Source organism: Aedoeadaptatus ivorii, from assembly GCF_900638585.1.
In the GTDB taxonomy this organism is placed as follows: domain Bacteria; phylum Bacillota; class Clostridia; order Tissierellales; family Peptoniphilaceae; genus Aedoeadaptatus; species Aedoeadaptatus ivorii.
Map to the genome: position 1 here is coordinate 197,957 of NZ_LR134523.1, position 24,603 is coordinate 222,559.

Here is a 24,603-nt window from a genome sequence, read left to right on the forward strand (position 1 = left end):
TCCTCTTTTATGTGATTAAAAATCATCTTCATAGGCGTCGTTCCCTTTCACATATAGCAGCAATTCGTCTTCGTCCATGGCCATGAGTCGTTGTTGTCGCCGATACCGAAAGCGGCGTAGCTCCAACACGATCAGATAGATGGCGAGGAGAATAATGGTGACGACCCAAATCACCAAATAGCGGATCTTCGATTCCATACTGAACATGAGCACTAGAAAAACCAGGGGGATCGCGAAAATCGAAAGAAACGCAAGTGTCTTTTTGCGCTCGTAACGATGGAAGAAGCGTGCGTGTTTTTGACGGATTTTCTCTTTTTCTGCCTCGTCGCCGGCGAGGAGCGCGAGGATAAAATCGCCGCGGATGGGTTCTTTTTCGTGTGGATATTCCGCGTGGATCAGTTCGCTTTCGGCGAGCTTTGCATCAAAGGTTCGGCTTACGCTCCGGAGCAGCTTGGGGCCGTAGATTCCCAGTAGAAACGAAAGGGGCACGTAAGAGATGAGTATGCCCCAATCCTGTAAAAAGTGCGGCGTATAAATGCCGAGCATGGTTTCGCGCAGGCCGTCGATGCCGTAATGAAAGGGCAAAAATGGATACAGCGAACGGAAGAAGTTCGACATCATCTCGATGGGATAGGTGCCCGAGGAACCGGGGATCTGCAGAATGAGGAGAATCACCGCCATCGCCTTACCGATATTGCGAAAGGTGACGGTAAGGGCGTAGATAATCGATACATAGGCGAATGAAGAGATAAGCGTGGTGAGGACAAAGAGCACAGGATGGACGCATTGCACCTTAAGGAGCCACAAATCGCCTACAGAAACCACCAGTGCCTGGATTTGTCCCAGGATCACAAACAACTTCCACCGGCCCAAAAAGGCATCGGCAGCGGTGAAGTCGGCAATCTCTTCGTCTTTGTCGACGTCGATTTTTAGAATCGAGATCAAAATCATGCCGCCGACCCACAGGGCCAGATCCGTGAAAAATGGCGCCATGGCGCTGCCGTAGTTATCGCTCTTATAGATCGTATGCTCTTCGATGACGACCGGATCGCCCATAAAGGCGGAGAACCGCTTGGCATCGATATTCGGAAGAGAGAGCAACTTTTCGTAAAGTGGACCGCGCCCCAGCTGGGCGAGATCGGTGCGCAGACCCTCTATGCCCGCCTCCGCCGAAGCGAGGCTCTCGAGACCCGCGGCGACGGTATTCCGAGATTCTTTAGTGAGATATTCCATCTCTTCCAGCACTTGGTCGAATTCGTCGAGCAACAGCGGCATGGACGACAGCGTGCCCGAAAAGCGCGCGTTGACTCGATTCAGCATATCGAAATTCTGCTCCAAAAGCAGCCGCACATTTGCGCCCACCTTATCGCGGGTCGCGTTGTTCTCGTCGGAAACCGTCCGCAGGCGCTTTTGTATGGCGCCATGACTTCGGTCCAATTCGCCGAGGGCATCGTCGAGCAATTCGCTTTGTTTTTCGATGTCGGCCAAAATGGTCCCGTTTCGTGCGTTGATATTCTGCCACTGTTCCAATACGTTCAACGGTTTGCTTTCTGCGGGTAGGGGATCGATCGATTCCAGATCGCCTAAAATCGACCGGTTGAGTGCGTTTATTTCTTGAAAATTCTGCAATCCGATGGAAAACCGGTTTTCTATCCGTCCCAACTCTCCGTCCAAGGCGGTGTACTTTCGACCGGTATAGGCATTGCCGACGTTCGCCATGGCATTTATATCCTCTACAATGTCATCATAGGCGGCGAGGACGTTCTCGCTTTCCCGGCGGATATTTTCGAGGAGTGTGCGACTTTCGGCGAGGGAAATCTGCCCCTTTTTTACGGCGGCATCGAGTCCTGCAATGTCGGCGCGTACCGCGGCAGTCATAGAATCCATGCGGGCGAGTTTCTCGTCCATATTGCGAAGCGATTCGCCATATGCAGCGACATTCCACTGTACCTGCGTTAAAGCATGTAGGGCAGAATCCTTTTGCACCTCGCCGGTGGCGATAAAATCCCCGCTCAACTTCGCCAGTTCATCGGCGAGGATTTCGGAGGTGGTGGCTACGAAATTGCTGTTTATCTGTTCTTCCAATGCTTCTAAGCCGCTCGATGTAATCTTGGGGGCGATGGCATTTTTCTTTTCGTTTACATAGTAATTTAGGGTGGGGAATTGGATCTCCTCGCCCTTTACAATCGAAAGAAACGACGCCGAAAAGTCCTCGGGAATCACAATGGCGGCGTAATAGGCACCGGAACGCACACCTCCGATCGCCCGGTTTTCGTCGACAAAGGTCCAGCCTAACTGGTCGTTCTTCTTTAAATTTTCGAGTACGGTTTTTCCCACGTCGACCTGCCGTTCGCCGTATTCTACGGGACGGTCGAGATCGACGACGGCGATTTTTACGCGGTCGATGTTCCCGTATGGGTCCATATTGGCGCCGATATTGAACCATGCATACAAAGACGGCAACAAACAGATGCCGGCAAGTACCAATAGCGCCGCCACATTGTGACGCAGGCGGTGAAAATCGCGCCGCAAAATTGCATTCGATGTTTTCATAGCAAAACCTTTCTAATATACGGTTATACTATAAGTACAAATTCCCTCATTTATCCTTACCCATTCTTATCGAGGCGCTTCGAGATACTGCCTATTGTAACACCGGGGCGAGAACTTGTGGGCACAAAGAGCAAAAAAAGGCAAACACCCGATGGCGAAATACCGCCGTTTCTGCCTTCGAACCCGGAGGAATTCCCGGGTAAACCGAAGGTCGAGGCGATCGGACCGACGGTCGGTTGCCGAAAACCCGTCGGCGCAAGTACAATACAATCGTAGTACAGAGGAAGGAGCAGATTATGGATAGAGAGAATATGGGCACGCTGATTGCCGCAAAGCGCAAACAACTGCAGATGACCCAATGGGATTTGGCAGAAAAAATGGGCGTTACCGACAAAGCCGTGTCCAAATGGGAGCGGAACCTTTCCGTCCCCGATACCCAATCCATACCGAAACTGGCGGAGGTGCTGGGCATGTCTGTGGAGGAGCTTATGCAAGGAAAAGAAGTCAAGACCGTTCAAAAAGACAGAGACATCGACGAGATCATTACCCTGATCTTTAAGGCGGTGTGCATGGCTATGGGAATCGCCGTCACCGTGCTGGGGATTCTGGGAAAAGTAAAACCCGAAAATGCCGTCACCATGCTCGGCATCGGCCTATTCGCCGGCGGCATTGCCCTGCTTCGAAATAAGTAAGGGATAGAAGGGAAAAGAAAAGACGCGCTAGGCGCGTCTTTTTTCATGCAAAGATTCATTTCGTTGTCATACCAACATATTCTTTGCTCCTCCCGTCGTATACTGATACCAACAATGAAAGGAGCAAGGAATATGCAACAAATAAATTTGAATACTTCGATATACACATTGACGAAAGAATATCCCGAACTGATCGGCGTGCTCGCCGATCTGGGCTTTGGCGAGATCAAAAAGAAGGCCCTTCGGCACACGGTGGGGAAGATAATGACGATCGAAAAGGGTGCGAAGGCAAAGGGGATCCCGATGGATGCGGTGCGCGCTGCGCTCCGAAAAAGCGGGTTCGAGCCGGTGGCAGGAAAGGGCGAGGCAGCGCCGTCTCGCGTTGCGCAGCTGAAGTCGTATCTCGCGCGTCTGGGTGCGGGCGAGGATTTGGAGCGGGTGCGAAGGGATTTTGCCGCGGCGTTTGAAGATGTGGCCGCCTCCGAAATTATGGAAGCGGAGCAGGCGATGCTCGCAGAGGGCACGCCTTTGGAGGAGGTGCAACGTCTGTGCGATCTGCATTCGGCGCTCTTTCACGGGGCCACGAGGGAAGAGCGGATCGCCGCCGCCGAAACCGCAGTGGCGGAATCTGTTCGCAATCAAAAAGCGCCCGCAGAAGGTGAGCGCGCGCGTCATTTGTATGCGATGGTGGGGCATCCGCTCCATACGCTGCGACAAGAAAACCGGGCGTTGGAGAAATTGCTGCAAGGGGCGAAGGATGCCCTGAATCGCAACGAAGGCGTGAAAGAGTACGTGGACGCCATTGCCGATGTGTCGATCCACTACGCCAAGAAGGGCGATCTCCTGTACCCCCATTTGAAAGCGGCGTACGGCGTTTCCGGTCCCTCGAATGTCATGTGGACGGTGGACGGGGAGCTGCGAAAGGCGCTGCGGCACCTCCAAGGCGAAGACAGTGCGGCGGAACTCATGCCGCTCTTTGCACGCATGGAAGAGATGATCTACAAAGAAGAAAACATCCTCTTTCCCGTATGCGCCGAGCACTTTACCGATGCCGATTGGCGGGGCATCTACCGAGATATGAAGGCATATCCCGAAGCGTTCGGCGTGTCGAGCGCGCGGTGGGAAGCGGGGGAATCCGCGCCGAAAAACGCGCCCGATACCGGTGGGCGCATCGCTCTTTCCGGCGGTTCCGTGAAGCCCGAAGAGATTTCTGCGCTGCTCAACACCCTGCCCCTCGAGATCACTTTTATCGATGCCGAGGACACGAACCGCTATTTTAACGACGGCCCCAAGATTTTCCACCGCCCATCGATGGCGCTGGGCCGATCGGTGTATAGTTGCCACCCGCCCAAAATCGAGCCGGTGGTGCGCAAAATGATCGCCGATTTTAAGAGCGGGGCCAAGGACGAGGTGACCGTGCGTACCGAAAAGGCCGGTCGCAAGGTCGAAGTGCGCTATATGGCCGTGCGCGACGGCGATCGCTATCTGGGTACTATGGAGACCGTTCGCGATCTCACCGACGACGAAGCGCGCCCTCTCCGCAAAGGGGGAACAACGCCCGCCTAGTAGGGCGCGGGGCCTTCGAGCAGACGAAAGCGGTTTTTGTGAAAGGCGATCTTTCCGTCCTTTTGCATGCGGGAGAGTTCCGCCGAGAGGGCGGAGCGGTTGACGCCCAGGTAATCGGCGAGTTCTTGGCGCGAAAAGGGAATCGAAAACTCGCGATCGCTCGCCTCGAGCGCCTGCTGCGAAAGATAGGCGAACACGCGGTCGCGGATCGACTTGGGCGCGATATGCACCATGCGGGCGGAGAGTGCGAGGTTTTTGCGGGCGGAGATGCCGACGATATTGTAGATCAGCCGGTGGTGAAAGGCGCAGGACTGCTCGCAAGTGGTGAGAATTTTGTGCATATTCAAAAACAGAATCTCGGCGTCTTCCGCCGCCACCACTTCGGTCAGGGTTTCTTTGTGCAGGGCGGCATAGGCCTCACCGAAGATCTCGCCTTCTTCCACGTGGCCGAAAATATTGGCGTCGCCCCAAAAATAGTTTATGATCACGTGCACGCTCCCCGTGAGCACCAGGCCGATCTCCGTCAGCCGTGTGCCGGCGGAAAAAATCGTATCGCCTTTTTTATACTGCCGCCGCGTGGCGGAGAGGCACACAAGCAGCCGGTCCATTTCGTCCGGGCGAATGCCGGCAAAGAGTTCGGTTTCGGTTAAAAATGCGGTGTCCATCTTTTCTCCCTTTCCGTTGTTAGAACAACATACTTTTCCCATTCAGTATAGTAAGATTTGTAAATGAAGACAAGTGTTTCGAGTGCAAGGAGGTTTTGGTATGCACGAAATCATGAAAAATATAGAAAAAGCGACCGCCCTCTCCCTAAAGGAGCAGGTCAGCTACCAAGAAGGGCAGGTGGTTTCGAAGACCATCGCCCAAAACGACGGCATCTCCCTCACTTTATTTTCCTTCGATGCCGGCGAAGAGATTTCGACCCACGTCTCCGACGGCGACGCCTTGGTGCTCTGCCTGGACGGCACGGGCGAAATTGCCATCGACGGCGAAGCGTCTGTGGTAGAAGAAGGCGACGCCATTTTGATGCCGGCGGGGCATCCCCACGCCGTGCGCGCCAAAGCGCGGTTTAAGATGCTCTTGATCGTCGTCAAACCGTCCGATCAGTAGCCGCGCCATGCAATATCGCGTAAACGAAAACGGCATCGGCTGCGGGCTGTGCCAGCGTCTGTGCCCCGAGGTATTTGCCGTGGGGCCCGACGGCGTGTCCCACGCCATTTCCGGCGCGGTGCCCGAACACGCGGAAGAAGCCGCCAAAGAGGCGATGATCGCCTGCCTCGCCAATGCCATCGAAGAGTAAGAGGAATCGGAGTAAAAACCGGCCCGGGTGCGCGCTCGGGCCGGTTTTTTAATGGGGCGATCCATTTTCCACAAAAAGGGAATATATATCGTAGGAGGTGGCCATGCAATTAAAAGCCTTTCTAAAACATTCCATGGCGGTACTACTGATGTCCTTCGCCATATTGATGTATTTGGCCAAGACAGAGGGAGATTTAATGCTTGTCTATTTCTTTTTTTGCTCTATTTATTCCCCCGTGGGCGGATTGATGCTAATGAGCGTGCAAAAGCATCTGCGGTTGAAATTCTTGCCTTATCTGATAGCGACCTTTCTGTGCACCATCCTTGCTATGGTGCTCACCATGGTGGTGATCTTTTCGTTGGGGACTTGAGGCTATGTATATGCTGGGCGGTTTCGCTCGGCATTTTTCACGGGAATGATAAAATCGTTCTCATAAATTATGGTGGAGAAATTTTTTGCAAGATAGAATTTCTAGGAATAGGATGGCAAGCCGGCGATTGAATCTAAAAATAGTGAAAAATTCGTAAGGAACATGTAATATAGCATAAATTCTAATGAATATGTGGTATTTATGAATATAGGAGAGTATGCGCAAAATCGAGAGTACTGCACTTTATCGTAAAAAAGTGCGGCTTCGTTCGTGCGAGTGATCCCATTTTCGGTATTTGAATAGGAGGTAGATATGCAATTTTTGAAGGCAAAATTTCCGGCGCTATTGCTGGCGTTTGCAATGCTATTGAGTATTATTCCTGCAAACGTATTCGCAGCCATAGAGGCGCCCAATTGGGAGGAACGCCCGGACACGACAGAGAACAATGTGTGGTCGCTTCCTGCGGACGGGGATACGGTAGCGGCTCAAACCTATACCGCTCAGTACAAAGAAAACCGCACCGCCTACGAAGCCGATCCGAAATTGAAAGCACCGGCCGGCTATGTGCGTATAGCCTTTGATCCGACCCAAGACGGACAATTCCCGGATACCGATCTCGGGGTGCAAAAAGCGTATGACGTTAAAGAGGGTACGACCTGGGCAGATGCCGTGAAAGCCGGCGTAGCGGTTCCCGAGGCACAGTACAAAGACGATACGCAGAGATTTGATCGGTGGGAACCGACATTGCCTGCAGATACCGAGAAATTGGAATCCAATCGGGAATTTGTTGCGAAATATGTATTGACGGCCGATGTTGTTCCACAATTGGGTGATGAAAGACCGAATGTTCCGAAGAACCATGTGCGCGTCAAGTTTTCGGCGGATAAAGACGGGAGCATACCCGAAGGTGAAATTAGCATCTATTGGGTAAATCCGTTAGCGAAGAATGTACAAATAAAAGCACCCACTGTAATTCCCAATCCCGGCTACGCCTTTAGTAAGTGGTCTTACCCGATTCAAGATTCTTATCCGTCTTCAGTAAATCATATCGCGAAATATGTATTGACAGCCGACGTCGTGGCGCAGAAACCCGGCGAAGCCAAACCGAACGTACCGGAAAACTACGTATCCGTTACCTTCAGTGCGGGCGAGAACGGAACGATTGCCGATGGTGAAACCATCACCTACTGGGTAAATCCCGAGCAAGAAGTCACCCTAACGGCCCCGACAGTAACGGCGAATGCGGGATACACGCAAAAAGAAGGATCGGAAGCGTGGGATAAACCGCTAACCGGCACCTTTGCGAAAGCGACCACCATCACGGCGCAATACACCGCGCCTGCTGACGTCGTGGCGCAGAAACCCGGCGAAGCCAAACCGAACGTACCGGAAAACTACGTATCCGTTACCTTCAGTGCGAGCGAGAACGGAACGATTGCCGATGGTGAAACCATCACCTACTGGGTAAATCCCGAGCAAGAAGTCACCCTAATCGCCCCGGCGGTAACGGCGAATGCGGGATACACGCAAAAAGAAGGATCGGAAGCGTGGGATAAATCGCTAACCGGCACCTTTGCGAAAGCGACCACCATCACGGCGCAATACACCGCGCCTGCTGACGTCGTGGCGCAGAAACCCGGCGAAGCCAAACCGAACGTACCGGAAAACTACGTATCCGTTACCTTCAGTGCGGGCGAGAACGGAACGATTGCCGATGGTGAAACCATCACCTACTGGGTAAATCCCGAGCAAGAAGTCACCCTAATCGCCCCGGCGGTAACGCCAAATGCAGGATACACGCAAAAAGAAGGATCGGAAGCGTGGGATAGATCGCTAACCGGCACCTTTGCGGAAGCAACCACCATCACGGCGCAATATGACAAACTGCCCTTTGACAAAAACCAAATTGAAAAGATAACCATAACTGCGCAGCCTGAAAATCTGGCATACAAAGAAGGGGACAAACTCGACCTGAGTGGCCTCGTCGTCACCTTGACCGACGTTTACGGCAACCAACAGGAAGTTCCGTTTGCCGACTTTGCAGACTATGGCATAACGACCGATCCGAAAAACGGTACAGGTCTGAAGATGGAAAACAATCAGAAACCCGTCACGGTTTCTATCGGAAGCGGAGATACCCAAAAAGAAGCAACGACTGATCCGTTGAAGATTACTCCCGTCGACGTCCCGACAAAACCCGTCGTCGGCGACATCAAAGAAGGGGACAAAGCGGTCACTGTAACCGTACCGACGGACGGCGACAAGATCACCGTCACCCTGCCGGATGGCAGCACTGTAACCGCCACCAAAGACCCGGCCACGGGCGAATGGAAGACCGACGACGGAAAAGTTGTTCCGGAAGAAAACGGACAACTGCAAATGCCCGTCGATCCGGCGAAACTGACCGCAGACGGCGACGTCAAAGTCACCGTCACCGACAGCGCCACCGGCAAGATTTCGACGGCAAACACGAAAACCGTACAAAAGAGTGAAAAGCCGGATCCCGGCGTTTCGCAAACGCCCTCCGTGCGACCGATCGAAATCGGCGACACAGAAATTCGCGGAACCGGTGTACCCGGCGCAGAAATCCTCATAACCTTGCCCGACGGCCGTGCGGCACAAACCACAGTTCGTCCCGACGGCACTTGGTCCGTTCCCATCGATCCCGCGCGAGAAGGCGATGTTTTCGAAATCGTGCAAAGAGAAGCGGGCAAAGCATCGAGCGAAACACTCCGGCAAACGGCCGAAGGCAAAGCGACCGGTCGCCCCTGGCTTCCCGGCGGTTGGATTCCGGCGCCTCCTGCCCCCGGTAATGAAGAGAAGGTAGAGATTAAACATCACAACGCCTATATCTTCGGATATCCTGACGGCACCGTACAGCCCAACGGGAACGTAACGCGCGCCGAAGCGGCCGCCATGATCGCCCGACTCGAAGGGCTTTCCCTCGACGATACGACGAAACCTGCATTTGTCGATACACCCGGCGGATGGTACAACGGCGTTATAAACGCAGTTACAAAAGCCGGGTATATGAAGGGATATCCGGACGGCAGCTTCAACCCCGGCGGAAGAATCACCCGGGCGGAATTCGCGCAGATGATCAAAACCATCGATACGCCGAATGCCGCCAAAGCACCTTTCGAAGACGTGAAAGGGCACTGGGGCGAATCTGCCATCGATCAAGCCTACGGAAACCGTCGAATCGAAGGCTATCCCTATGGATCATTCCGGCCGAATGCAAACATTACGCGCGCAGAGGCCGCGAAAATCCTAAACGCCTTGTATAATCGCTGGGTAGACGACGTCGGATTGCATACGGAACTCGGCAATCCCTCGGCACTCCGTCGATTCGCCGACTTGGATCCCGACTTCTGGGGATACTATGAAATCGTCGAAGCGACCAACCCTCACGATTATCACAAAGCAAATGCCGCCAATGCGGAAATTTGGGTAGAAATCGAAAATTAACGCGTACAAAAAGAGATCTGCACAAGAATCGTGCAGATCTCTTTTTGTGTATCTTATAGCCGTATATCTTAGGCAAACACAAAAAAAACCCCTTCATGCGAGGGAGTTTTGTGCGTATGGCTTACTTCAAATTCAGGACCTTGGTCCAATCTTCGTATTCTCTGCCGAGTTTGTCCGTATTCCCGCGGCGAGTAAATTCGTGGGTATTGGAGGCTTCTACAATTTCGTAGTAGTACCATGCGTTTTTGTCCAAGTCGGTAAAGGCATGGAGTGCAGAGAGAATGTCTTGCGAAAGCCCCTTTTCGTCCGCTACGCGATCGTATTTTCTGTTGAGCATAGTGGCGGTTTCTGCGCGGGCTACATTGCCCTTGGGGAGTACCGTATCTTCGGGATAGGCGATTAAGTAAACGGCGTGGATCTTTACCTTTTTTCTTCATTTTCTTACCGGATTTCATGTAATCTTTTCTATGGACATGGTACTTTTACCTTTTAGAACACCTCTCGTAAGGATCTTTTGTATCTTCGAAATTGGCGATACTTTGAGACCGTAGATATGGCGATTATCGTCGTATACCAAAAAGATCGCCGAGTTCCAATTCTTAGTTAGAAGTTAGGATGCAATGCAGACAAAAAAGAGACCCGACGGGCGGATCTCTTACTATGGTTGCTCCCTACTTACCTTCCTTGCCTTCTTTGGTATAGCTTACGACTTTTGCCCCTCTGTGGCCGGCAATTTCTTTAGCGCGTGCCTCGGCATCTTTTTTGAGGTCGAAAAGGGAGTCGGCGCGTTTAGCACCTTCCGAGATGACTTCCCATTTTTCGTCGTCTTTGCGATAGCGTACGAGGACTTCTTTGACGTCTTTTTCGGGTTTGGCATCGGTGGCGGTCTTGTTTTGTTTTTCCATTTTGCCCTGATCCTGTGCCCATTTTTCTGCCTGTGCAGTGCCGATGGGAATGGCTCTGTCTTCGGGCATGTGCTCATCTTCCATTAAGGCATTGATGATGTCAATGGCCTTGTTCCGAACCGCGGGATCGAGGTTCTTTAAGGACGGCGGATAGTCTTTTTTTGTATAGGGCATAGGCACCTCCTGCTTGCTATTTACCCCGATTGTATGAAAACTTACAGGACTTTTCCGAGAATGAACAAATATCGGGGGCGGTGGGGTAAAATCATAGGAAAGGAGGCAATATGAAGTTTACGGAATCTTTGCCCGCAGTCGAAGCGTACAATGCGCTGCGCCTTTCGTCGGGGATCGGCAATGCGAAGGCGCCTGCGCAGGTGCGCCGTGCGCTTGCGGGTTCGCTGTATGTCATTAGCGGCTACGACGGCGAGAAGTTGGTGGCCATGGGACGGATTGTGGGCGACGGCGGCATTACCTACGGCATTGCCGATGTGATGGTGGACAGGGCGTACCAGGGAAAAGGGCTTGGCGAAGAGATTGTCTCTCGCATCGACGATTGGCTGGATGCCAACACGGAAGGGGAGTGTTTTATTATGCTGCTCGCCAATGCCGGGGCGGCTCGGTTCTATGCGCGGCACGGGTTTCGCTATGTGGATCCTAAGATGGTGGGGATGCTCCGAACCTAGGCGTCCAATGGAAGGGGTAAATTCGTGGATGGAATCAATATGCAGCAGTTGTTGTGGCTGTTTTTCGCCTACTCGTTTTTGGGGTGGGCGATGGAAGTGGTGCTCAAGTATTTTCAATACGGAAGGTGGATCAACCGCGGCTTTTTAGTGGGCCCGTACTGTCCGATTTACGGCACCGGCGCCGTGATCGTCACGGTGGCGGGCGCGCTGCTGGAGCCGGTGGATACGTCGTATGGCACGAGTTTTTTGCTGTCGTTTTTCCTCTGCGGGGCGCTGGAATATATGACGAGCTATGTGCTGGAGAAGCGCTTTTACGCTCGGTGGTGGGATTATAGCCAAAAGCCGATGAATCTGCACGGCAGGGTATGGATCGGCAATCTGATTCTATTCGGGATCGGGGGCGTTTGTATTGAAAAGGCGGCGAACCCCGTGCTCCTTCTGCTTTTTGCGCGTGGGGATAGGCGGCAGATGGCGCTTTTTCTCGGTGCGCTTGCGGCGCTGTTTTTGGCGGATGTGCTGGTGTCGTATTTTGTCATGCATCTCTTAAAGGAAGGGGTGGAGAAGAGTATGGCAGACAAAAGCGAAGAGATTGCGGCGGAAGTGCGGTATCTTTTGGAAAACCGATCCGCCCTGCATAAGCGCATCCTCGACGCCTATCCGGAACTTACGTTTCGAACGGATCGGGTAAAGGCGCGCATTGCGCGGATTCGAAAAGAGGGCGAGCACATTCGTCGGCTTGCCGAAGAAAAGGTGGAGGATCTCGAAGAACGTGCCCGGACGGGGCGGGAGATGGCGTCGAAAAATCTCGTCACCACCCGCGGCTTGCAGCGCGAGATTATTGAAAAGCAAGAGGCGCTGATCGATCTGTTGCGCACCGAAGATGGCGACAGAAAGGCGATCGAACAGTTAGAAGAAGCCATTTCGGCGGACAAAGCATTGTTGGAAAGCCGGGAATTTTATAAACGGCTGCCGTAAAGAGAGGAAGGTTATAATGAAAGAAAGATACAGAATCGAGCCCGCTTCGGGCAAGAAGATTCCCGTGCGTGCGGGCGATCGCATTGCCGTCATCGACGAGGAGGGCGGTCAGGTGGCGGATTTTTTTGCCGTCATCGACGGGGACAGCGGCGAGTTTTTATCGCCCGGGGTGACGATGGATATTAACGAATCGCTTCACATCGGCGTGGGCGATACGCTCTATTCCAATCGCTATCGACCGCTTTTTGAGATCGAGCGCGACGACGTGGGCGAACACGACCTGTTGCACCCCTGTTGCAGTCCCGCCATGTACGACTTCTTCTACCACAATGGGGCGGGACATCCCAACTGTCTTGACAATATCAACGGCGCGTTGGGGACGGCCTTTCCCATTCTTCGCCCAGTCAATCTGTTTATGCATACGGCGGTGGCGGAAGACGGCAGTTTTTCGGTGTGCCGGCCGCCTTCGAAGGCGGGGGATGCGGTGGTGCTCAAGGCACTGGAGGATATGATCTTGGGTGTGGCGGCGTGCAGCGTCAGCGAGAGCGAATGCAATGCGGGGAAATGCACCGCCATTATCGTGGAGGTGGAGTGAGGAGGTTCTATGCGGATTCTGCTCTTGGAAGACGACGCGGTGATCGCCTTTTCGGTGCGTCGCTTTTTCGAAAACGCGGGTCATGCGGTCGATCGATTCGAGACCATGGCCGATTGCGCCGACGCGGACCCCGACGCTTATGACGTGGTGCTGTTGGATCTCAATCTGCCCGACGGTACGGGTTTCGAGTTTTTGGCATATCTCGACGCCATCGGCGCTGCGGTGCCCGTATTGGTCTTGAGCGTGCGGGATCGGGAGGCGGATATTCTCGCGGCTTTCGACAAGGGGGCCGACGACTACATCACCAAGCCCTTTTCCCTGCCGGTGCTTGCGGCGCGGGTGCGCAATGTGTGTCACCGCGCGGGCGGTGCACCGACGGCGGTTGCGGCGGGCGGGCTTACGCTCTATCCGGAAAATAAGTCGGTGCGGATCGACGGGGAGAATGCGGCGTTGAATGCGGCGGAGTACGATTTGTTGGAAGCGCTGCTTCAAAATCGCGGAATCTGTATGCTGCGTTCGCGGCTGCTCGACGAGATCTGGCGCGAAAACCGCCGCCCCGTGAACGACAACACCCTGACGGTGACGGTCAAGCGGCTGCGGGAAAAGCTGGGCCATTACGGGCGCCATATACATACGGAACGCGGCTTGGGGTACCGCTGGGAGGACGAGGATGTGTAAATACAGAGCGGTCCTTTTGCCTGCGGCCCTCTTTTTTGCTTCGGCGGTGATTCTATGGGTAAGCCCTTATGCCGATGCGTATACCCTCGGCTATTTCTTTTTGCTCGCCGCGGCGACGGGTGTGCATTTGTACGTCCGGGAACGGAAAGAGAAGCGCAATTTTTCCGAGGATCTCGCCCGTTTTCGCGCGGGAATTCGCGCGGAGAAGCTCGATTCGTTACAATTCGACGATACGGTGTTTTTGTACCTCGTCGACGATGTGGAAAAGATCCTCGCCGAAAAGCAGCGCGCCTACGACCACGAAAAGGCGACGCGCGATCTGATTCGCCAAAATGCCGAGGACATTGCCCATCAGATCAAGACGCCGCTTGCGGGAATCGGCATGCTTTTGGATCTCGCCCGCACCGATCCCGCCAGGCGGGCGGAATATCTCGATATGGTGGAGCGGGAGATGGAGCGGCTGGGCGCGCTCTGCGATTTGCTCTTAAAACTCGCGCAGATCGACGCCGAGGCGGTGGCGCCCAAGCGGGAGCCGGTGTCGCTTCGGAGTTTGGTGCTCGACGGGGAAATGTATCTCGAGCCGCTGTTTTTGGAACGAAACATCCGCCTCGCCCTCTCCGATGGGGATGTGGTGGTACAGGGCGACCGGGTGTGGTTGTTTGAGGCGGTGGTGAATTTGCTGAAAAACGCCGCCGAAGTCTCGCCCGCCGGCGCCCAAGTCGAGGTAGAATTCGAGGACAACGAGATTTACCGGGGATTTTCCGTGTGCGACCGGGGAAAGGGCATCGCCCTCGAGAAGCGAAAGCGCATCTTCGAACGCTTTTACAAGGCGGATCCTCGGGGCGAGGGGTTTGGGATCGGGCTTTCGATGGTAAAGGCCGTGGCGGATTTGCACGACGCCGACGTCGTAGTGGAATCCTCCTGTGCCGGCAGTCGCTTTTCCGTTCGCTTTTACCGCTAGGGGGAGTGTTTTTGTGAAATTCTGTTCTTGTTTGCGCAACCGCCCCCTATTGTCATTCTGAGCGAGGAATTTTAATTCCGAGTCGAAGAATCTCTTTCACAAGAAGCAGTTTGCGTAGAGGCCAAGGCCGAAACGCACGACGTCCACTTCTTTTACGGGCAACATAACGCGCAATAGGCACCTTGCAATCCGGCGACCCGCAATAGAGACACGAGATCCGTTCGACTCCGCTTCGCTCCGCTCAGGATGACAAGGTTTAGGGATTCGCAATAGCTCTTGCCGAATCGCACATTCGTCCCCTATTGTCATTCTGAGCGAGGAACTGTGTTCCGAGACGAAGAATCTCGTTCGCAAGAAGCAGTCCGGGTAGAGGCCAAGGCCGAAACGCACGCTTAGGCTTTTATCGTCAATGCGTCACACAATAGCTTTCGGAGATGCATTCATGACCTAACAGGAATCTTCGATTTCGTCGTAGGTCAGAAGCCGCGCAGTCCAAATCTTCGATTTGGCTAACGCAGCGGCCGACTCCGCTTCGCTCCGCTCAGGATGACAAGGTTTAGGGATTCGCAATAGCTCTTGCCGAATCGCACATTCGTCGCCTATTGTCATTCTGAGCGAGGAATTTATTCCGAGACGAAGAATCTCGTTCGCAAGAAGCAGTCCGGGTAGAGGCCAAGGCCGAAACGCACGCTTAGGCTTTTATCGTCAATGCGTCACACAATAGCTTTCGGAGATGCATTCATGACCTAACAGGAATCTTCGATTTCGTCGTAGGTCAGATGCCGCGCAGTCCAAATCTTTGATTTGGTTAACGTAGCGGCCGACTCCGCTTCGCTCCGCTCAGGATGACAAGGTTTAGGGATTCGCAATAGCTCTTGCCGAATCGCACATTCGTCCCCTATTGTCATTCTGAGCGAGGAACTGTGTTCCGAGTCGAAGAATCTCTTTCACAAGAAGCAGTCCGCGTAGAGGCCAAGGCAGAAACGCACGCTTAGGCTTTTATCGTCAATGCGTCACGCAATAGCTTTCGGAGATGCATTCATGACCTAACAGAAATCTTCGATTTCGTCGTAGGTCAGATGCCGCGCAGTCCAAATCTTCGATTTGGCTAACGCAGCGGCCGACTCCGCTTCGCTCCGCTCAGGATGACAAGGTTTAGGGATTCGCAATAGCTCTTGCCGAATCGCACATTCGTCCCCTATTGTCATTCTGAGCGAGGAACTGTGTTCCGAGACGAAGAATCTCGTTCGCAAGAAGCAGTCCGGGTAGAGGCCAAGGCAGAAACGCACGCTTAGGCTTTTATCGTCAATGCGTCACGCAATAGCTTTCGGAGATGCATTCATGACCTAACAGAAATCTTCGATTTCGTCGTAGGTCAGATGCCGCGCAGTCCAAATCTTCGATTTGGCTAACGCAGCGGCCGACTCCGCTTCGCTCCGCTCAGGATGACAAGGTTTAGGGATTCGCAATAGCTCTTGCCGAATCGCACATTCGTCCCCTATTGTCATTCTGAGCGAGGAACTGTGTTCCGAGACGAAGAATCTCGTTCGCAAGAAGCAGTCCGGGTAGAGGCCAAGGCCGAAACGCACGCTTAGGCTTTTATCGTCAATGCGTCACACAATAGCTTTCGGAGATGCATTCATGACCTAACAGGAATCTTCGATTTCGTCGTAGGTCAGAAGCCGCGCAGTCCAAATCTTCGATTTGGCTAACGCAGCGGCCGACTCCGCTTCGCTCCGCTCAGGATGACAAGGTTTAGGGATTCGCAATAGCTCTTGCCGAATCGCACATTCGTCGCCTATTGTCATTCTGAGCGAGGAATTTATTCCGAGACGAAGAATCTCGTTCGCAAGAAGCAGTCCGGGTAGAGGCCAAGGCCGAAACGCACGCTTAGGCTTTTATCGTCAATGCGTCACACAATAGCTTTCGGAGATGCATTCATGACCTAACAGGAATCTTCGATTTCGTCGTAGGTCAGATGCCGCGCAGTCCAAATCTTCGATTTGGCTAACGCAGCGGCCGACTCCGCTTCGCTCCGCTCAGGATGACAATATTGGAGTTCGCAATAAAGGATGGCAATTGTATTACTCCACGCAGGATGAAAAATATTTGACCATCCTCCCTTTCCGCAAGAAAAAAAGATGTGAACGCGCATTAGAGTGACCCCCAAAAGTTGGACCTATGAAACCAACTTTTGGGGGTCAGTGCAACATTCACATCTCTTTTTCATTTCACGACAACAAATCTAATATCCCTTCGTTCAATATCTCTTTTTCCGCGCTCTTGGTGGCGGCGAGGATGCCGAGGGTGGTGAGGAGGACGAATAGGAGGAGGCCGGTATAATCGACGGCGCCTAAGATGGCGAGGGGCGAGAACATGAAGTGTTTGCGCGCGCTCTGGAGCACGGCGCCGGCGACGAGGATCGCGCTGTAGCCGATAAGCAGCCGGCGAATAAGGATGCGGTTTTCCGTGGCGACCATTTCGCGAATCTGCGTGCGCGTCATACCGGCGGAATGAAGCAGGCCGAAGTCGCGCCGCCGTGCGAGCATATTGGTGTGAAAGCTGCTGTAGGCGTTGGAAAGGCCGATGGCGATAAAGATCCCCTGGGCGAGTACGGCGAGGAGGACTTCGTTTCTTCGGACCTCGGCGTCGAGGGCGCGGCGGAGGGAAGGCGGGGTGAGTTCGTAGTCCGACCGCGGCGTATCTTTGGCGATGACGGCACTTACGGCTTCGGTGGCGGCGGTTTCGCGGGTTTCGTCGATATTGGCGCGCAGTTCGTAGTGTAGTGCGTCCTCTTCGTCGACAAAACGCGCCGCCGCATAGCGCTCAAGATGGGATAGGGAGGTGACGACGGCGACCTCCCGGCTGCCGAAGCCCTCGAGTTCGTAGGGAATGCGCTCGAGGTGGCCTGCGATGGGGATTTCTTCCGCCGGGGCCTCCAAGTGATCGCGCACGATAAGGGTAGGGGTCATCTTGTCGGTGAGGGGAATGTATTGTCTGCGGTCGTAGGGCACGCCGACGGTCTTTTCGGGTGTGGCGTTTACCAGAAGGAAGGCTTCGGGATCTTCCGCGAGGCCGTTTTCTCGCTGAATGGCGCGGAAGCTATCGTCTTGGATGCCGTAAAACATACAGTACGGATTTTCAAAGTCGCGATTGCCCGACGCCAATGCGTCCTGAAAGGCATCGGATAGGATGTCTTTGTTATCGGCCTCGTAGAATTTGGCGGAAAAGCTGTGATAGATTTGCAGATCCTCGAGTCCCTTTGTCGCCCGTAAAGCCGCGATGCTTTCGGGCGAAAGGGGTGTGCGCCGGTGGATGGTGCCGGTAAAGGTATACGGCGAGCGGAAGTGATTGTGCGTCTCGTTGAGGTTCCGCCAGGCGCCCACCACCAAATACAGAGAGAGGACCGCCGAGGCAAGCGCCATGGCGACGGCGATGCCGCGGTATGTCTTGGCGTAAGCGCGCAAATAGTCCTTTCCTAAGGATACCGGGCTGTTTTTCGAAAGTCGCTCTTTTCGAGCGCTCTTTCGCACTTTCGGTCGGTCGGGTCGAAGGGATTCGGCGACGGTTTGTTTAGCGGTCTTGCGTGCCGGACCCAGGGCCGAGAATAGGACGCAGACCAGGCTCAGGACGAGGATTAAAATGACGCTTGTCGGCCGTAGGGGAATCGGCTGAAAGCCGCCAATTTCGCCGTAAAAGCGGACGCCGGCGCGGGTGATGTTTTTGTAAGAGATGTGATTGTTCCACCACATCAGGTACAGGATGCCGTTGGCGAGCAAGTAACTCGCCGCGGTGCCGATCAAAATGGGTACACCGGAGAGCATCAGCGCCTTTTTTACCACCAGAGCGCGAATCTGCTTTTTGGTGGCGCCGACGGATTTTAAGAGAGCGATATAACGACGATCTTTGCGGTCCCACACGCCGAAGGCGTTTCGGATCATGCCGGCAAAGAGGGCAATCAAGATGGCGTATGCGCCGAAGGATTCGATCCACTCATTGGCCTTCTGGGCGGTGGGGACGATGCCTTGGGGAAATACCAGGTATTCCTGTAAGAGTTTTTCGTTATAGGCTAGGACGCCGGTGCTTTGCAGATCCTCGTCTTTTAAGCCGTACTTGGCGAGAAAGGCGCGCGTCTGGGGGTAGGTATCGCGCATATTTTCAAACCAGATCTTCGCGGACACCGCTTTGTGCTCGGCAAAAACCTCCTCGGGTGTCTTGTAATAAATCCGTCCGAAGAACAGCCGATCCTCAAAACTGTAGCCGTCAGAACGCTCGGTGCCGACGACGGTGTATTCCCTATCGCCCAATCGAACGGTATCGCCGATCTCGATCTGCATTTCTTTCAATACGCGTTCTTCACAGAGCACTTCGTCGGGGGCTTGGGGCTTTCTGCCGGCGTGGACGCGACGATCGCCCGTCCAGGCGCTCTTGTCCTCTAAAAGCAGGCTCGCCATGCGGTTTGAATCGTCGTCAATGGGCAGGCGGTCCGTCGTCTCGAACTCTATGGCGCGGACTTTATGTGCCTCTTGCAGTTCGCGCAGGTGGGCGGGATTCTGTTCCGAGAGCAATATATGGTAATCGCCTATGGTTTCTTTGATGTAGTCGATCCGAGCGACGCGATTCTGTTCCACGATAAAGACAAAGGTGCCCAGCACTACCACCGCCATGGCGACACTGATGACGACGGCGAAGCTGTCTTTTTTGCGTGCACGGACGAAGGCCCGGGCGAGTTCATCGATAATTTTCACGATCTTCACCCCCTTGTTCCTCGAGCCTGCCGTCGTTCATGGTAAAGATGCGGTCGCAGCCGAGGGCGATGCGCTCGTCGTGGGTGATGATGAGAATGGTGGCGCCGAAGCGCTGGTTGACGCGGCGAAAGAGCGCCATCAGATCGTCGCCTTTTTTGCGGTCCAGATTGCCCGTCGGCTCGTCCGCCAAAATGATCGCCGGTCGGCTGATCAGGCTCCGGGCGATGGCGACCCGCTGTTGCTCGCCGCCGGAAAGCTGATCGGGAAAGCGGGCGGTCTTGTCGGAGAGCCCCAAAGTGTCTACGATTTCGCGGTAATAGTCGAAATCGGGTTCTTTGCCGTCTAAAAGCACCGGGAGCAAAATATTTTTTTCCACGGAAATAGGGGGGGTCAGATTAAAGAACTGGTAGATAATGCCGATATTGCGGCGGCGAAACACCGTGCGCGCCTCATCGCTCAGGGCGGTGAGGTCCTTGTCCTGTATGTAGACCTTCCCCGTAGTGGGCGCATCGACCCCGCCCAGAATGTGGAGCAGCGTCGATTTGCCCGAGCCGCTGGGGCCCACTACCGCCACCAGTTCCCCGGCAGCCACCGAAAGATTCACGTCGTCGAGGGCGCGGACGTCTTCCGCCCCTTTGTAGATTTTGGAGATCTCTTCTCCTCGCAATGCGTACATAGTACACCTCCTGTATGGCTATGGTAGCCGAGGAAAGTGACGGCAAAGTGACTGTAAAAAAGGCCCCTTGGAGGGCCCGCGTTTTACGCTTTCGTCTGTTGTTTCTTTTGCAAATCGTCGCGTATCTTTCGGTACCGAATAATGGGCGCATCGCCCGCGATTAAGTGTTCACCGATCTTGAGCCCCGACGCCTTGGGTTCCTGCGTAATAACGACGCGCTTGTCTTGCCGCTCTACGATCAAATTGGCGTAGCGGCCGAAAAAAGCGATCAGACCGTCTATGGGTCGGATGCCCGTAATGCGATTATAAAAGCGAATGTAGAGTACGGTATTTTCGTCGTCTACCGGGGCAAAAAAGATCAGCACCCGCACTTTTTCGCTGATATGGTTGAGCCACAAATTGGGAAAGAGGAAATTGAGATGGGTTTTACGAATGCGGGCGGCGTTTGCGTCCTTGGGTTTTTGGCCCCGGTCGACTTCGTTGTCCGCCGAAGTCCGTAAAATATCGCCCTTAAAGAGTACCTTGGGCCCGTTTACCAGTGTTTTATTGCCGCGGCCGATGGTGTTGTGGTGGACAAAGGGCAAATGGACCACGTCGAGCTGATTTTCGATCGCCCGAGAATAATGCGCATGCCAATGATCTTCGAGTTCGCTATACACAAACCGCTCGTCGATATCGTCGTCAAAAAAGGGGAGTGCCGGATTTTTCGCCTCCCTATCGCCATACCAAAGATAGATGATATCGTGCGCTTCCTCTACCACGAAGTGCTCTACATCAAAGCGCGAGAGGTCCTCGCTGCTTTGTTTGCCGAGCGCCGGCACGAAGTGACAGGCGCCGTTTTGGTCGAATTCGATGCCGTGAAAGGGACATTTCACACAGCCGTCTTTTACCGTACCCTTATGAAGCGCCGCGCCCCGATGGGAGCAGCGATCGTGCAGACAGGCGACCTTTCCGTTCGGATCGCGAAAGAGCACCAAGTCTATGTTACAGCGGCGAACCCCTACGGGCCTTGCCTCGCGGACGGCCCGCGACGGCAAAATTGCGTACCATTGATTATAGATCATATTCCACCTGCCTTTGTTTTAGTATAGCCGAAAATCGGAACGGGTGCGAAAGAGAATCGAGATGCGGGTATTGTTTCGGTATATACAGTAAAATTAAAATAAAAAACATATACACGACGGCTTTTTATCGTTATAATAAAGTAAAGTATTTCTTCGGAAATGCGCAAATGGTAAGGAATCGACAGAAATGGAAAAGGAGGTAAGAACGATGAAAAAACGAAGCGTGCTGTTGCTCGTTTGTGCCCTATTGGCGAGTTTTGTCGCGTCCCATATTGCCGTGGCACAAGAAGTGCAACAGGCGGACAATGTGGTGGTAGCGGAGCCGCTGGCGGCATAATTTCGCTACGAAAAGACCATCGATATGACGCATGCACCGAATCCCGAGGAAATTCCCAAGGCGACTTTCGAATTTTATCTGGATACAATACCGGATAAGGATCGAGCGTCCTACGGCATCGGAAAAACCTACGGCGACAAGAGCGTCGTCGCGGGCACACTTGCGGCGCCGATGCTCCTCACCAAGGTGAAATTCGGCGACGAATACGCCGATCGCAGCGCCGAGAACCCCGCCGGCGGCTATGATGAGACGCTCACCGGCATGATGGATGCGTATTTAAAAGACGGCCACACGACGGATGCGGCAGATGCGATTCTGGATCGAATTATGAAATACCACTACGGGGCAATGCGCGACAGCGAGAATGTGCAGCGCGGTTTAACGCGAAAGGCGACGCCGGAAGAGTATTTGCTAAACATTGAGGAAGAATCTCCTTTTATAGAAGAAAGCCGCGGAGGTATGCACTGGCCCTTGGCGTTGGCAAGTTGGCGTTGTTTTTATCAAGGATGTGATCTGGGCGATTACGAGAACGGCTGCCAAAATATACGAGAATACGATTACAAAACCTTCGACTATGCGTCGGATTTAGGTCTTCATGCGAACAATGAACTGATCCAATATGCCGCCGGCGTTCAGGACGACATCCTGACCCACCAAGAAAAAGAAGGGGAAGAGAATTATATTTCGATCTCCAAGCCGCTGTTTACCTTCGACCAAATGGTAGACGGCTGCGAGATGACCGACAATCTGACGATTTTGGAGCGGATCAAGGCGGCGGTACAAAATGGAGAATCGGGGCAGATTTTGCGATTCGTGCTCGTAGAGAAGAACGCCCCCGCCGGTTTTCTCTCCAACGACGAAGTCAAGATTTTAGACGTCAATTACGATGTCATGGCGGGCGAAGCGCGTCCCGCGCTGGACGAATTTGCGTTTATGCTCTTTAACTCGCCGCAGGAAGCCGACGCTTTTTATGCAGAGAGCGATCTGCATTCGCCCGTCGTAAGTCCGTCGGCGCCGTCGGTTTCGTTTACCAACCGATTTATGCCGCCAAAAGAGGAAAATCCGCCTGTCGAACCGGAGAATCCGCCGGCATTCCCGCCAGGTGGCATTGCAACCCCGCCCTTTATGCCGCCCGAAAAAGAAGAGTCCGCGCCCGAACGACACGAATCGCGGCACGAAAAATATATCTTCGGCTATCCCGACGGCACCGTGCAGCCCAACGGCTCCATGACCCGGGCAGAAGCCGCCGCCGTCCTGACGAGACTCAAGGGACTAAAGGGCGACGATGCAGCACCGACCTTTACCGACACCCCGTCGAATTGGTATAATCGCTACATTAATGCCGTCGTGGAAGCGGGGTATATGAAAGGCTATCCCGACGGTAGCTTCCGGCCCGCAGAGCAGATCACCCGTGCGGAAGTGGCGCAGATGATTCTGCAATTTGAAGAATCGGCAGAAAAAACCGCTCCATTTTCCGATACAGACGGCCACTGGGCCAAAGCCGCCATCGACCGCGCCTATGCGAGCGGCAACATCGATGGGTATCCCGACGGCAGTTTTCGCCCCGACGAGAACATCACCCGCGCCGAAGCCGCAAAAATCATGAACCGCCTCTTCAACCGCAAAGTCGACGAGAGGGAGACTCACCCCGGCGCTCAAAAATCCCGAAGACATCGCCGCGTTTTCGGATCTCGAAAAATCCCATTGGGGTTATTATGAAATCACCGAGGCCGCCAATACCCACCGTTTTTACAGAGCGGACAAAGACGCCCTCGACGAGATTTGGACCCGAATCGAATAAGCACACACAAAGGCCCGAGGATACCTCGGGTCTTTGTGCGTAAAAGGCAATACTTTGTTATTTCTCCCCGTAACTGCGGTATGTGTAGGAAGAGGACCCGGTAAAGGAGGAGAATATAGAACTGTTGACGACATTACAAGCGCGATTCGACGCCCATCCCCATCGTCACAATACCCTACGCTGGGAAGAAGTGCAGGCGGCACTCGACGAGGAGAAACTCGCCGGCATTCGAACAATGGAAGAGACCGGCGGCGAACCCGATGCCATAGAATACGAGGGGCATATATACTACGCCGATTTTTCGGAAGAGAGCCCCATCGCCCGGCGCAACCTCGCCTATGACGAGGAGGGTGAAAAAGAGCGCCACAAAGACAAGTATCGCCCCGCGGGCAATGCCCATACCATGGCGAAAAGCATGGGGGCGGAGATTGTGGACCGCGCCTTTTACGAATATATGCAGGGCATCGAGGACTTGGATCTAAAGACCTCCTCGTGGCTTAAGCCCCCCGCCTTCGTTCGGGAAATGGGCGGCGCCCTCTTCGGCGACAAGCGATATGGCGAGTGCTTTTGCTACCACAATACCGCCAAGAGCTTTTACGCATCCCGCGGCTTCCGTGCGCGGATCTTGATTCGGTAGTGTAGGGGAAGACGGGAAAAGGAGAGAAGGATGGCGAAAGACGATCGCAAAAAATCTTCAAAAAAACACAATTTGTGCGAAGAAAATAAAAAATATGTAGAGCAGGAATCCGAAACTGACGAAATAGAAAAGCAAATAAAAGCATTGAAAAAAGAAAACGAAGAACTCAAAATGGAGAACGAAATCTTAAAAAAAGCCGAAGCATACTTTTCAAAGCGCTATGGTCGGAATAAATAGGATCCGACAAACGGATGTAAGGAGCACGGCAATGGGAAAGAGGACGTAGAGCGGACCGTATACTCTTCCTCGCAATCGTCCCCCATTGTCATTCTGAGCAAGGGGCTTTAGCCCCGCGTCGAAGAATCTCTTTCGCTGTAAGGGGTCTGCAGAGAAGCCCGTGACGAACCGCATGACATTGCCTTTGTGCTTAGGACAATAAGACCCGCAATAGGTACTGTGCAACCCTCCGACCCGCAATAGCCCTCGGAGATGCATTCATGACCTAACAGAAATCTTCGATTTCGTCGTAGGTCAGATGCCGCGCAGTCCAAATCTTCGATTTGGCGAACGCAGCGGCCGACTCCGCTTCGCTCT

Annotated in this window: 22 protein-coding genes; 15 read left to right on the top strand and 7 right to left on the bottom strand. The window is 53.8% G+C overall.

Translation table 11 applies throughout. The annotated features are described in order from the left end of the window. Nucleotides 1-15 precede the first annotated feature (15 nt). Nucleotides 16-2,553: a YhgE/Pip domain-containing protein gene (locus EL294_RS00940; protein ID WP_126464666.1), complete on the bottom strand. Its 2,538-nt coding sequence runs from the start codon at nucleotides 2,551-2,553 to the stop codon at nucleotides 16-18. Between the two features lie 296 nt (nucleotides 2,554-2,849). Here EL294_RS00940 and EL294_RS00945 point away from each other — a divergent pair, with 296 nt between their 5' ends. Further along, nucleotides 2,850-3,245, top strand: a complete 396-nt coding sequence (locus EL294_RS00945; protein WP_126464667.1) for a helix-turn-helix domain-containing protein — start codon at nucleotides 2,850-2,852, stop codon at nucleotides 3,243-3,245. A gap of 132 nt (nucleotides 3,246-3,377) precedes the next feature. After that, on the top strand, nucleotides 3,378-4,811 hold the full coding sequence (locus tag EL294_RS00950) for a DUF438 domain-containing protein (protein ID WP_126464668.1): 1,434 nt from the start codon (nucleotides 3,378-3,380) through the stop codon (nucleotides 4,809-4,811). Here EL294_RS00950 and EL294_RS00955 read toward each other — a convergent pair. Next, complete coding sequence (locus EL294_RS00955) at nucleotides 4,808-5,476, bottom strand: Crp/Fnr family transcriptional regulator (RefSeq protein WP_126464669.1); 669 nt, start codon at nucleotides 5,474-5,476, stop codon at nucleotides 4,808-4,810. The two genes, EL294_RS00950 and EL294_RS00955, sit on opposite strands and share 4 nt — an antisense overlap. Nucleotides 5,477-5,576: 100 nt before the next feature. Between EL294_RS00955 and EL294_RS00960 the strand changes: the two genes are divergently transcribed. From EL294_RS00960 to EL294_RS00975, 4 genes are all read left to right on the top strand, one after another. Further along, a complete protein-coding gene (locus tag EL294_RS00960; RefSeq protein ID WP_126464670.1) occupies nucleotides 5,577-5,921 on the top strand; it encodes a cupin domain-containing protein in 345 nt (114 codons plus the stop codon). A 7-nt stretch (nucleotides 5,922-5,928) separates the two neighbouring features. Beyond that, nucleotides 5,929-6,111, top strand: a complete 183-nt coding sequence (locus EL294_RS00965; protein ID WP_126464671.1) for a ferredoxin — start codon at nucleotides 5,929-5,931, stop codon at nucleotides 6,109-6,111. Nucleotides 6,112-6,214: 103 nt separating this feature from the next. Then, nucleotides 6,215-6,481 (top strand): hypothetical protein, encoded by a 267-nt coding sequence (locus EL294_RS00970; protein WP_126464672.1) that lies wholly within the window; start codon nucleotides 6,215-6,217, stop codon nucleotides 6,479-6,481. Nucleotides 6,482-6,793: 312 nt separating this feature from the next. Next, complete coding sequence (locus tag EL294_RS00975) at nucleotides 6,794-9,949, top strand: S-layer homology domain-containing protein (protein ID WP_126464673.1); 3,156 nt, start codon at nucleotides 6,794-6,796, stop codon at nucleotides 9,947-9,949. A 121-nt stretch (nucleotides 9,950-10,070) separates the two neighbouring features. Here the strand turns inward: EL294_RS00975 and EL294_RS00980 are convergent, their stop codons facing one another. Next, on the bottom strand, nucleotides 10,071-10,286 hold the full coding sequence (locus tag EL294_RS00980) for a hypothetical protein (RefSeq protein ID WP_126464674.1): 216 nt from the start codon (nucleotides 10,284-10,286) through the stop codon (nucleotides 10,071-10,073). 334 nt (nucleotides 10,287-10,620) lie between these two features. Then, nucleotides 10,621-11,028, bottom strand: coding sequence for a DUF2188 domain-containing protein (locus EL294_RS00985; RefSeq protein ID WP_126464675.1), 408 nt, complete (start codon nucleotides 11,026-11,028; stop codon nucleotides 10,621-10,623). A 110-nt stretch (nucleotides 11,029-11,138) separates the two neighbouring features. Between EL294_RS00985 and EL294_RS00990 the strand changes: the two genes are divergently transcribed. From EL294_RS00990 to EL294_RS01010, 5 genes are read left to right on the top strand one after another with little or no spacing between them, the layout of a single operon-like run. Continuing rightward, a complete protein-coding gene (locus tag EL294_RS00990) occupies nucleotides 11,139-11,537 on the top strand; it encodes a GNAT family N-acetyltransferase (RefSeq protein ID WP_126464676.1) in 399 nt (132 codons plus the stop codon). Between the two features lie 24 nt (nucleotides 11,538-11,561). Further along, a complete protein-coding gene (locus EL294_RS00995; RefSeq protein WP_126464677.1) occupies nucleotides 11,562-12,512 on the top strand; it encodes a putative ABC transporter permease in 951 nt (316 codons plus the stop codon). A 16-nt stretch (nucleotides 12,513-12,528) separates the two neighbouring features. Continuing rightward, nucleotides 12,529-13,107: a DUF1989 domain-containing protein gene (locus EL294_RS01000; protein WP_126464678.1), complete on the top strand. Its 579-nt coding sequence runs from the start codon at nucleotides 12,529-12,531 to the stop codon at nucleotides 13,105-13,107. A gap of 9 nt (nucleotides 13,108-13,116) precedes the next feature. Beyond that, nucleotides 13,117-13,785, top strand: a complete 669-nt coding sequence (locus EL294_RS01005; RefSeq protein ID WP_126464679.1) for a response regulator transcription factor — start codon at nucleotides 13,117-13,119, stop codon at nucleotides 13,783-13,785. Beyond that, nucleotides 13,778-14,746, top strand: coding sequence for a sensor histidine kinase (locus EL294_RS01010; protein ID WP_126464680.1), 969 nt, complete (start codon nucleotides 13,778-13,780; stop codon nucleotides 14,744-14,746). The genes EL294_RS01005 and EL294_RS01010 overlap by 8 nt, the downstream gene beginning before the upstream one ends. A 2,231-nt stretch (nucleotides 14,747-16,977) precedes the next feature. Here the strand turns inward: EL294_RS01010 and EL294_RS01015 are convergent. From EL294_RS01015 to EL294_RS01025, 3 genes are all read right to left on the bottom strand, one after another. Further along, nucleotides 16,978-19,494: an FtsX-like permease family protein gene (locus tag EL294_RS01015; protein ID WP_126464681.1), complete on the bottom strand. Its 2,517-nt coding sequence runs from the start codon at nucleotides 19,492-19,494 to the stop codon at nucleotides 16,978-16,980. After that, nucleotides 19,478-20,170: an ABC transporter ATP-binding protein gene (locus EL294_RS01020; protein WP_126464682.1), complete on the bottom strand. Its 693-nt coding sequence runs from the start codon at nucleotides 20,168-20,170 to the stop codon at nucleotides 19,478-19,480. The genes EL294_RS01015 and EL294_RS01020 overlap by 17 nt, the downstream gene beginning before the upstream one ends. Before the next feature lie 83 nt (nucleotides 20,171-20,253). Continuing rightward, entirely contained in the window at nucleotides 20,254-21,234 is a 981-nt protein-coding gene (locus EL294_RS01025) for a Rieske 2Fe-2S domain-containing protein (protein WP_126464683.1), read from the bottom strand. 208 nt (nucleotides 21,235-21,442) lie between these two features. Here EL294_RS01025 and EL294_RS08090 point away from each other — a divergent pair, with 208 nt between their 5' ends. From EL294_RS08090 to EL294_RS01040, 4 genes are all read left to right on the top strand, one after another. Beyond that, nucleotides 21,443-21,571, top strand: a complete 129-nt coding sequence (locus EL294_RS08090) for a hypothetical protein (RefSeq protein WP_269471179.1) — start codon at nucleotides 21,443-21,445, stop codon at nucleotides 21,569-21,571. A 24-nt stretch (nucleotides 21,572-21,595) separates the two neighbouring features. Beyond that, nucleotides 21,596-23,290 (top strand): S-layer homology domain-containing protein, encoded by a 1,695-nt coding sequence (locus EL294_RS01030; RefSeq protein ID WP_126464684.1) that lies wholly within the window; start codon nucleotides 21,596-21,598, stop codon nucleotides 23,288-23,290. Between the two features lie 206 nt (nucleotides 23,291-23,496). Then, nucleotides 23,497-24,009 (top strand): DUF4256 domain-containing protein, encoded by a 513-nt coding sequence (locus EL294_RS01035; protein WP_164715167.1) that lies wholly within the window; start codon nucleotides 23,497-23,499, stop codon nucleotides 24,007-24,009. 30 nt (nucleotides 24,010-24,039) lie between these two features. Then, on the top strand, nucleotides 24,040-24,246 hold the full coding sequence (locus tag EL294_RS01040; protein WP_126464686.1) for a hypothetical protein: 207 nt from the start codon (nucleotides 24,040-24,042) through the stop codon (nucleotides 24,244-24,246). Nucleotides 24,247-24,603: the final 357 nt, after the last annotated feature.

Coding starts and splice junctions, on each gene's coding strand:
- EL294_RS00980 (WP_126464674.1), bottom strand. CDS start 10,286: ATGCTCAACAGAAAATACGATCGCGTAGCGGACGAAAAGGGGCTTTCG.
- EL294_RS00965 (WP_126464671.1), top strand. CDS start 5,929: ATGCAATATCGCGTAAACGAAAACGGCATCGGCTGCGGGCTGTGCCAG.
- EL294_RS00985 (WP_126464675.1), bottom strand. CDS start 11,028: ATGCCCTATACAAAAAAAGACTATCCGCCGTCCTTAAAGAACCTCGAT.
- EL294_RS01005 (WP_126464679.1), top strand. CDS start 13,117: ATGCGGATTCTGCTCTTGGAAGACGACGCGGTGATCGCCTTTTCGGTG.
- EL294_RS01040 (WP_126464686.1), top strand. CDS start 24,040: ATGGCGAAAGACGATCGCAAAAAATCTTCAAAAAAACACAATTTGTGC.
- EL294_RS00945 (WP_126464667.1), top strand. CDS start 2,850: ATGGATAGAGAGAATATGGGCACGCTGATTGCCGCAAAGCGCAAACAA.
- EL294_RS00975 (WP_126464673.1), top strand. CDS start 6,794: ATGCAATTTTTGAAGGCAAAATTTCCGGCGCTATTGCTGGCGTTTGCA.
- EL294_RS01030 (WP_126464684.1), top strand. CDS start 21,596: ATGACGCATGCACCGAATCCCGAGGAAATTCCCAAGGCGACTTTCGAA.
- EL294_RS00990 (WP_126464676.1), top strand. CDS start 11,139: ATGAAGTTTACGGAATCTTTGCCCGCAGTCGAAGCGTACAATGCGCTG.
- EL294_RS01010 (WP_126464680.1), top strand. CDS start 13,778: ATGTGTAAATACAGAGCGGTCCTTTTGCCTGCGGCCCTCTTTTTTGCT.
- EL294_RS08090 (WP_269471179.1), top strand. CDS start 21,443: ATGAAAAAACGAAGCGTGCTGTTGCTCGTTTGTGCCCTATTGGCGAGT.
- EL294_RS01000 (WP_126464678.1), top strand. CDS start 12,529: ATGAAAGAAAGATACAGAATCGAGCCCGCTTCGGGCAAGAAGATTCCC.
- EL294_RS01020 (WP_126464682.1), bottom strand. CDS start 20,170: ATGTACGCATTGCGAGGAGAAGAGATCTCCAAAATCTACAAAGGGGCG.
- EL294_RS00940 (WP_126464666.1), bottom strand. CDS start 2,553: ATGAAAACATCGAATGCAATTTTGCGGCGCGATTTTCACCGCCTGCGT.
- EL294_RS00955 (WP_126464669.1), bottom strand. CDS start 5,476: ATGGACACCGCATTTTTAACCGAAACCGAACTCTTTGCCGGCATTCGC.
- EL294_RS00960 (WP_126464670.1), top strand. CDS start 5,577: ATGCACGAAATCATGAAAAATATAGAAAAAGCGACCGCCCTCTCCCTA.
- EL294_RS00970 (WP_126464672.1), top strand. CDS start 6,215: ATGCAATTAAAAGCCTTTCTAAAACATTCCATGGCGGTACTACTGATG.
- EL294_RS00950 (WP_126464668.1), top strand. CDS start 3,378: ATGCAACAAATAAATTTGAATACTTCGATATACACATTGACGAAAGAA.
- EL294_RS01025 (WP_126464683.1), bottom strand. CDS start 21,234: ATGATCTATAATCAATGGTACGCAATTTTGCCGTCGCGGGCCGTCCGC.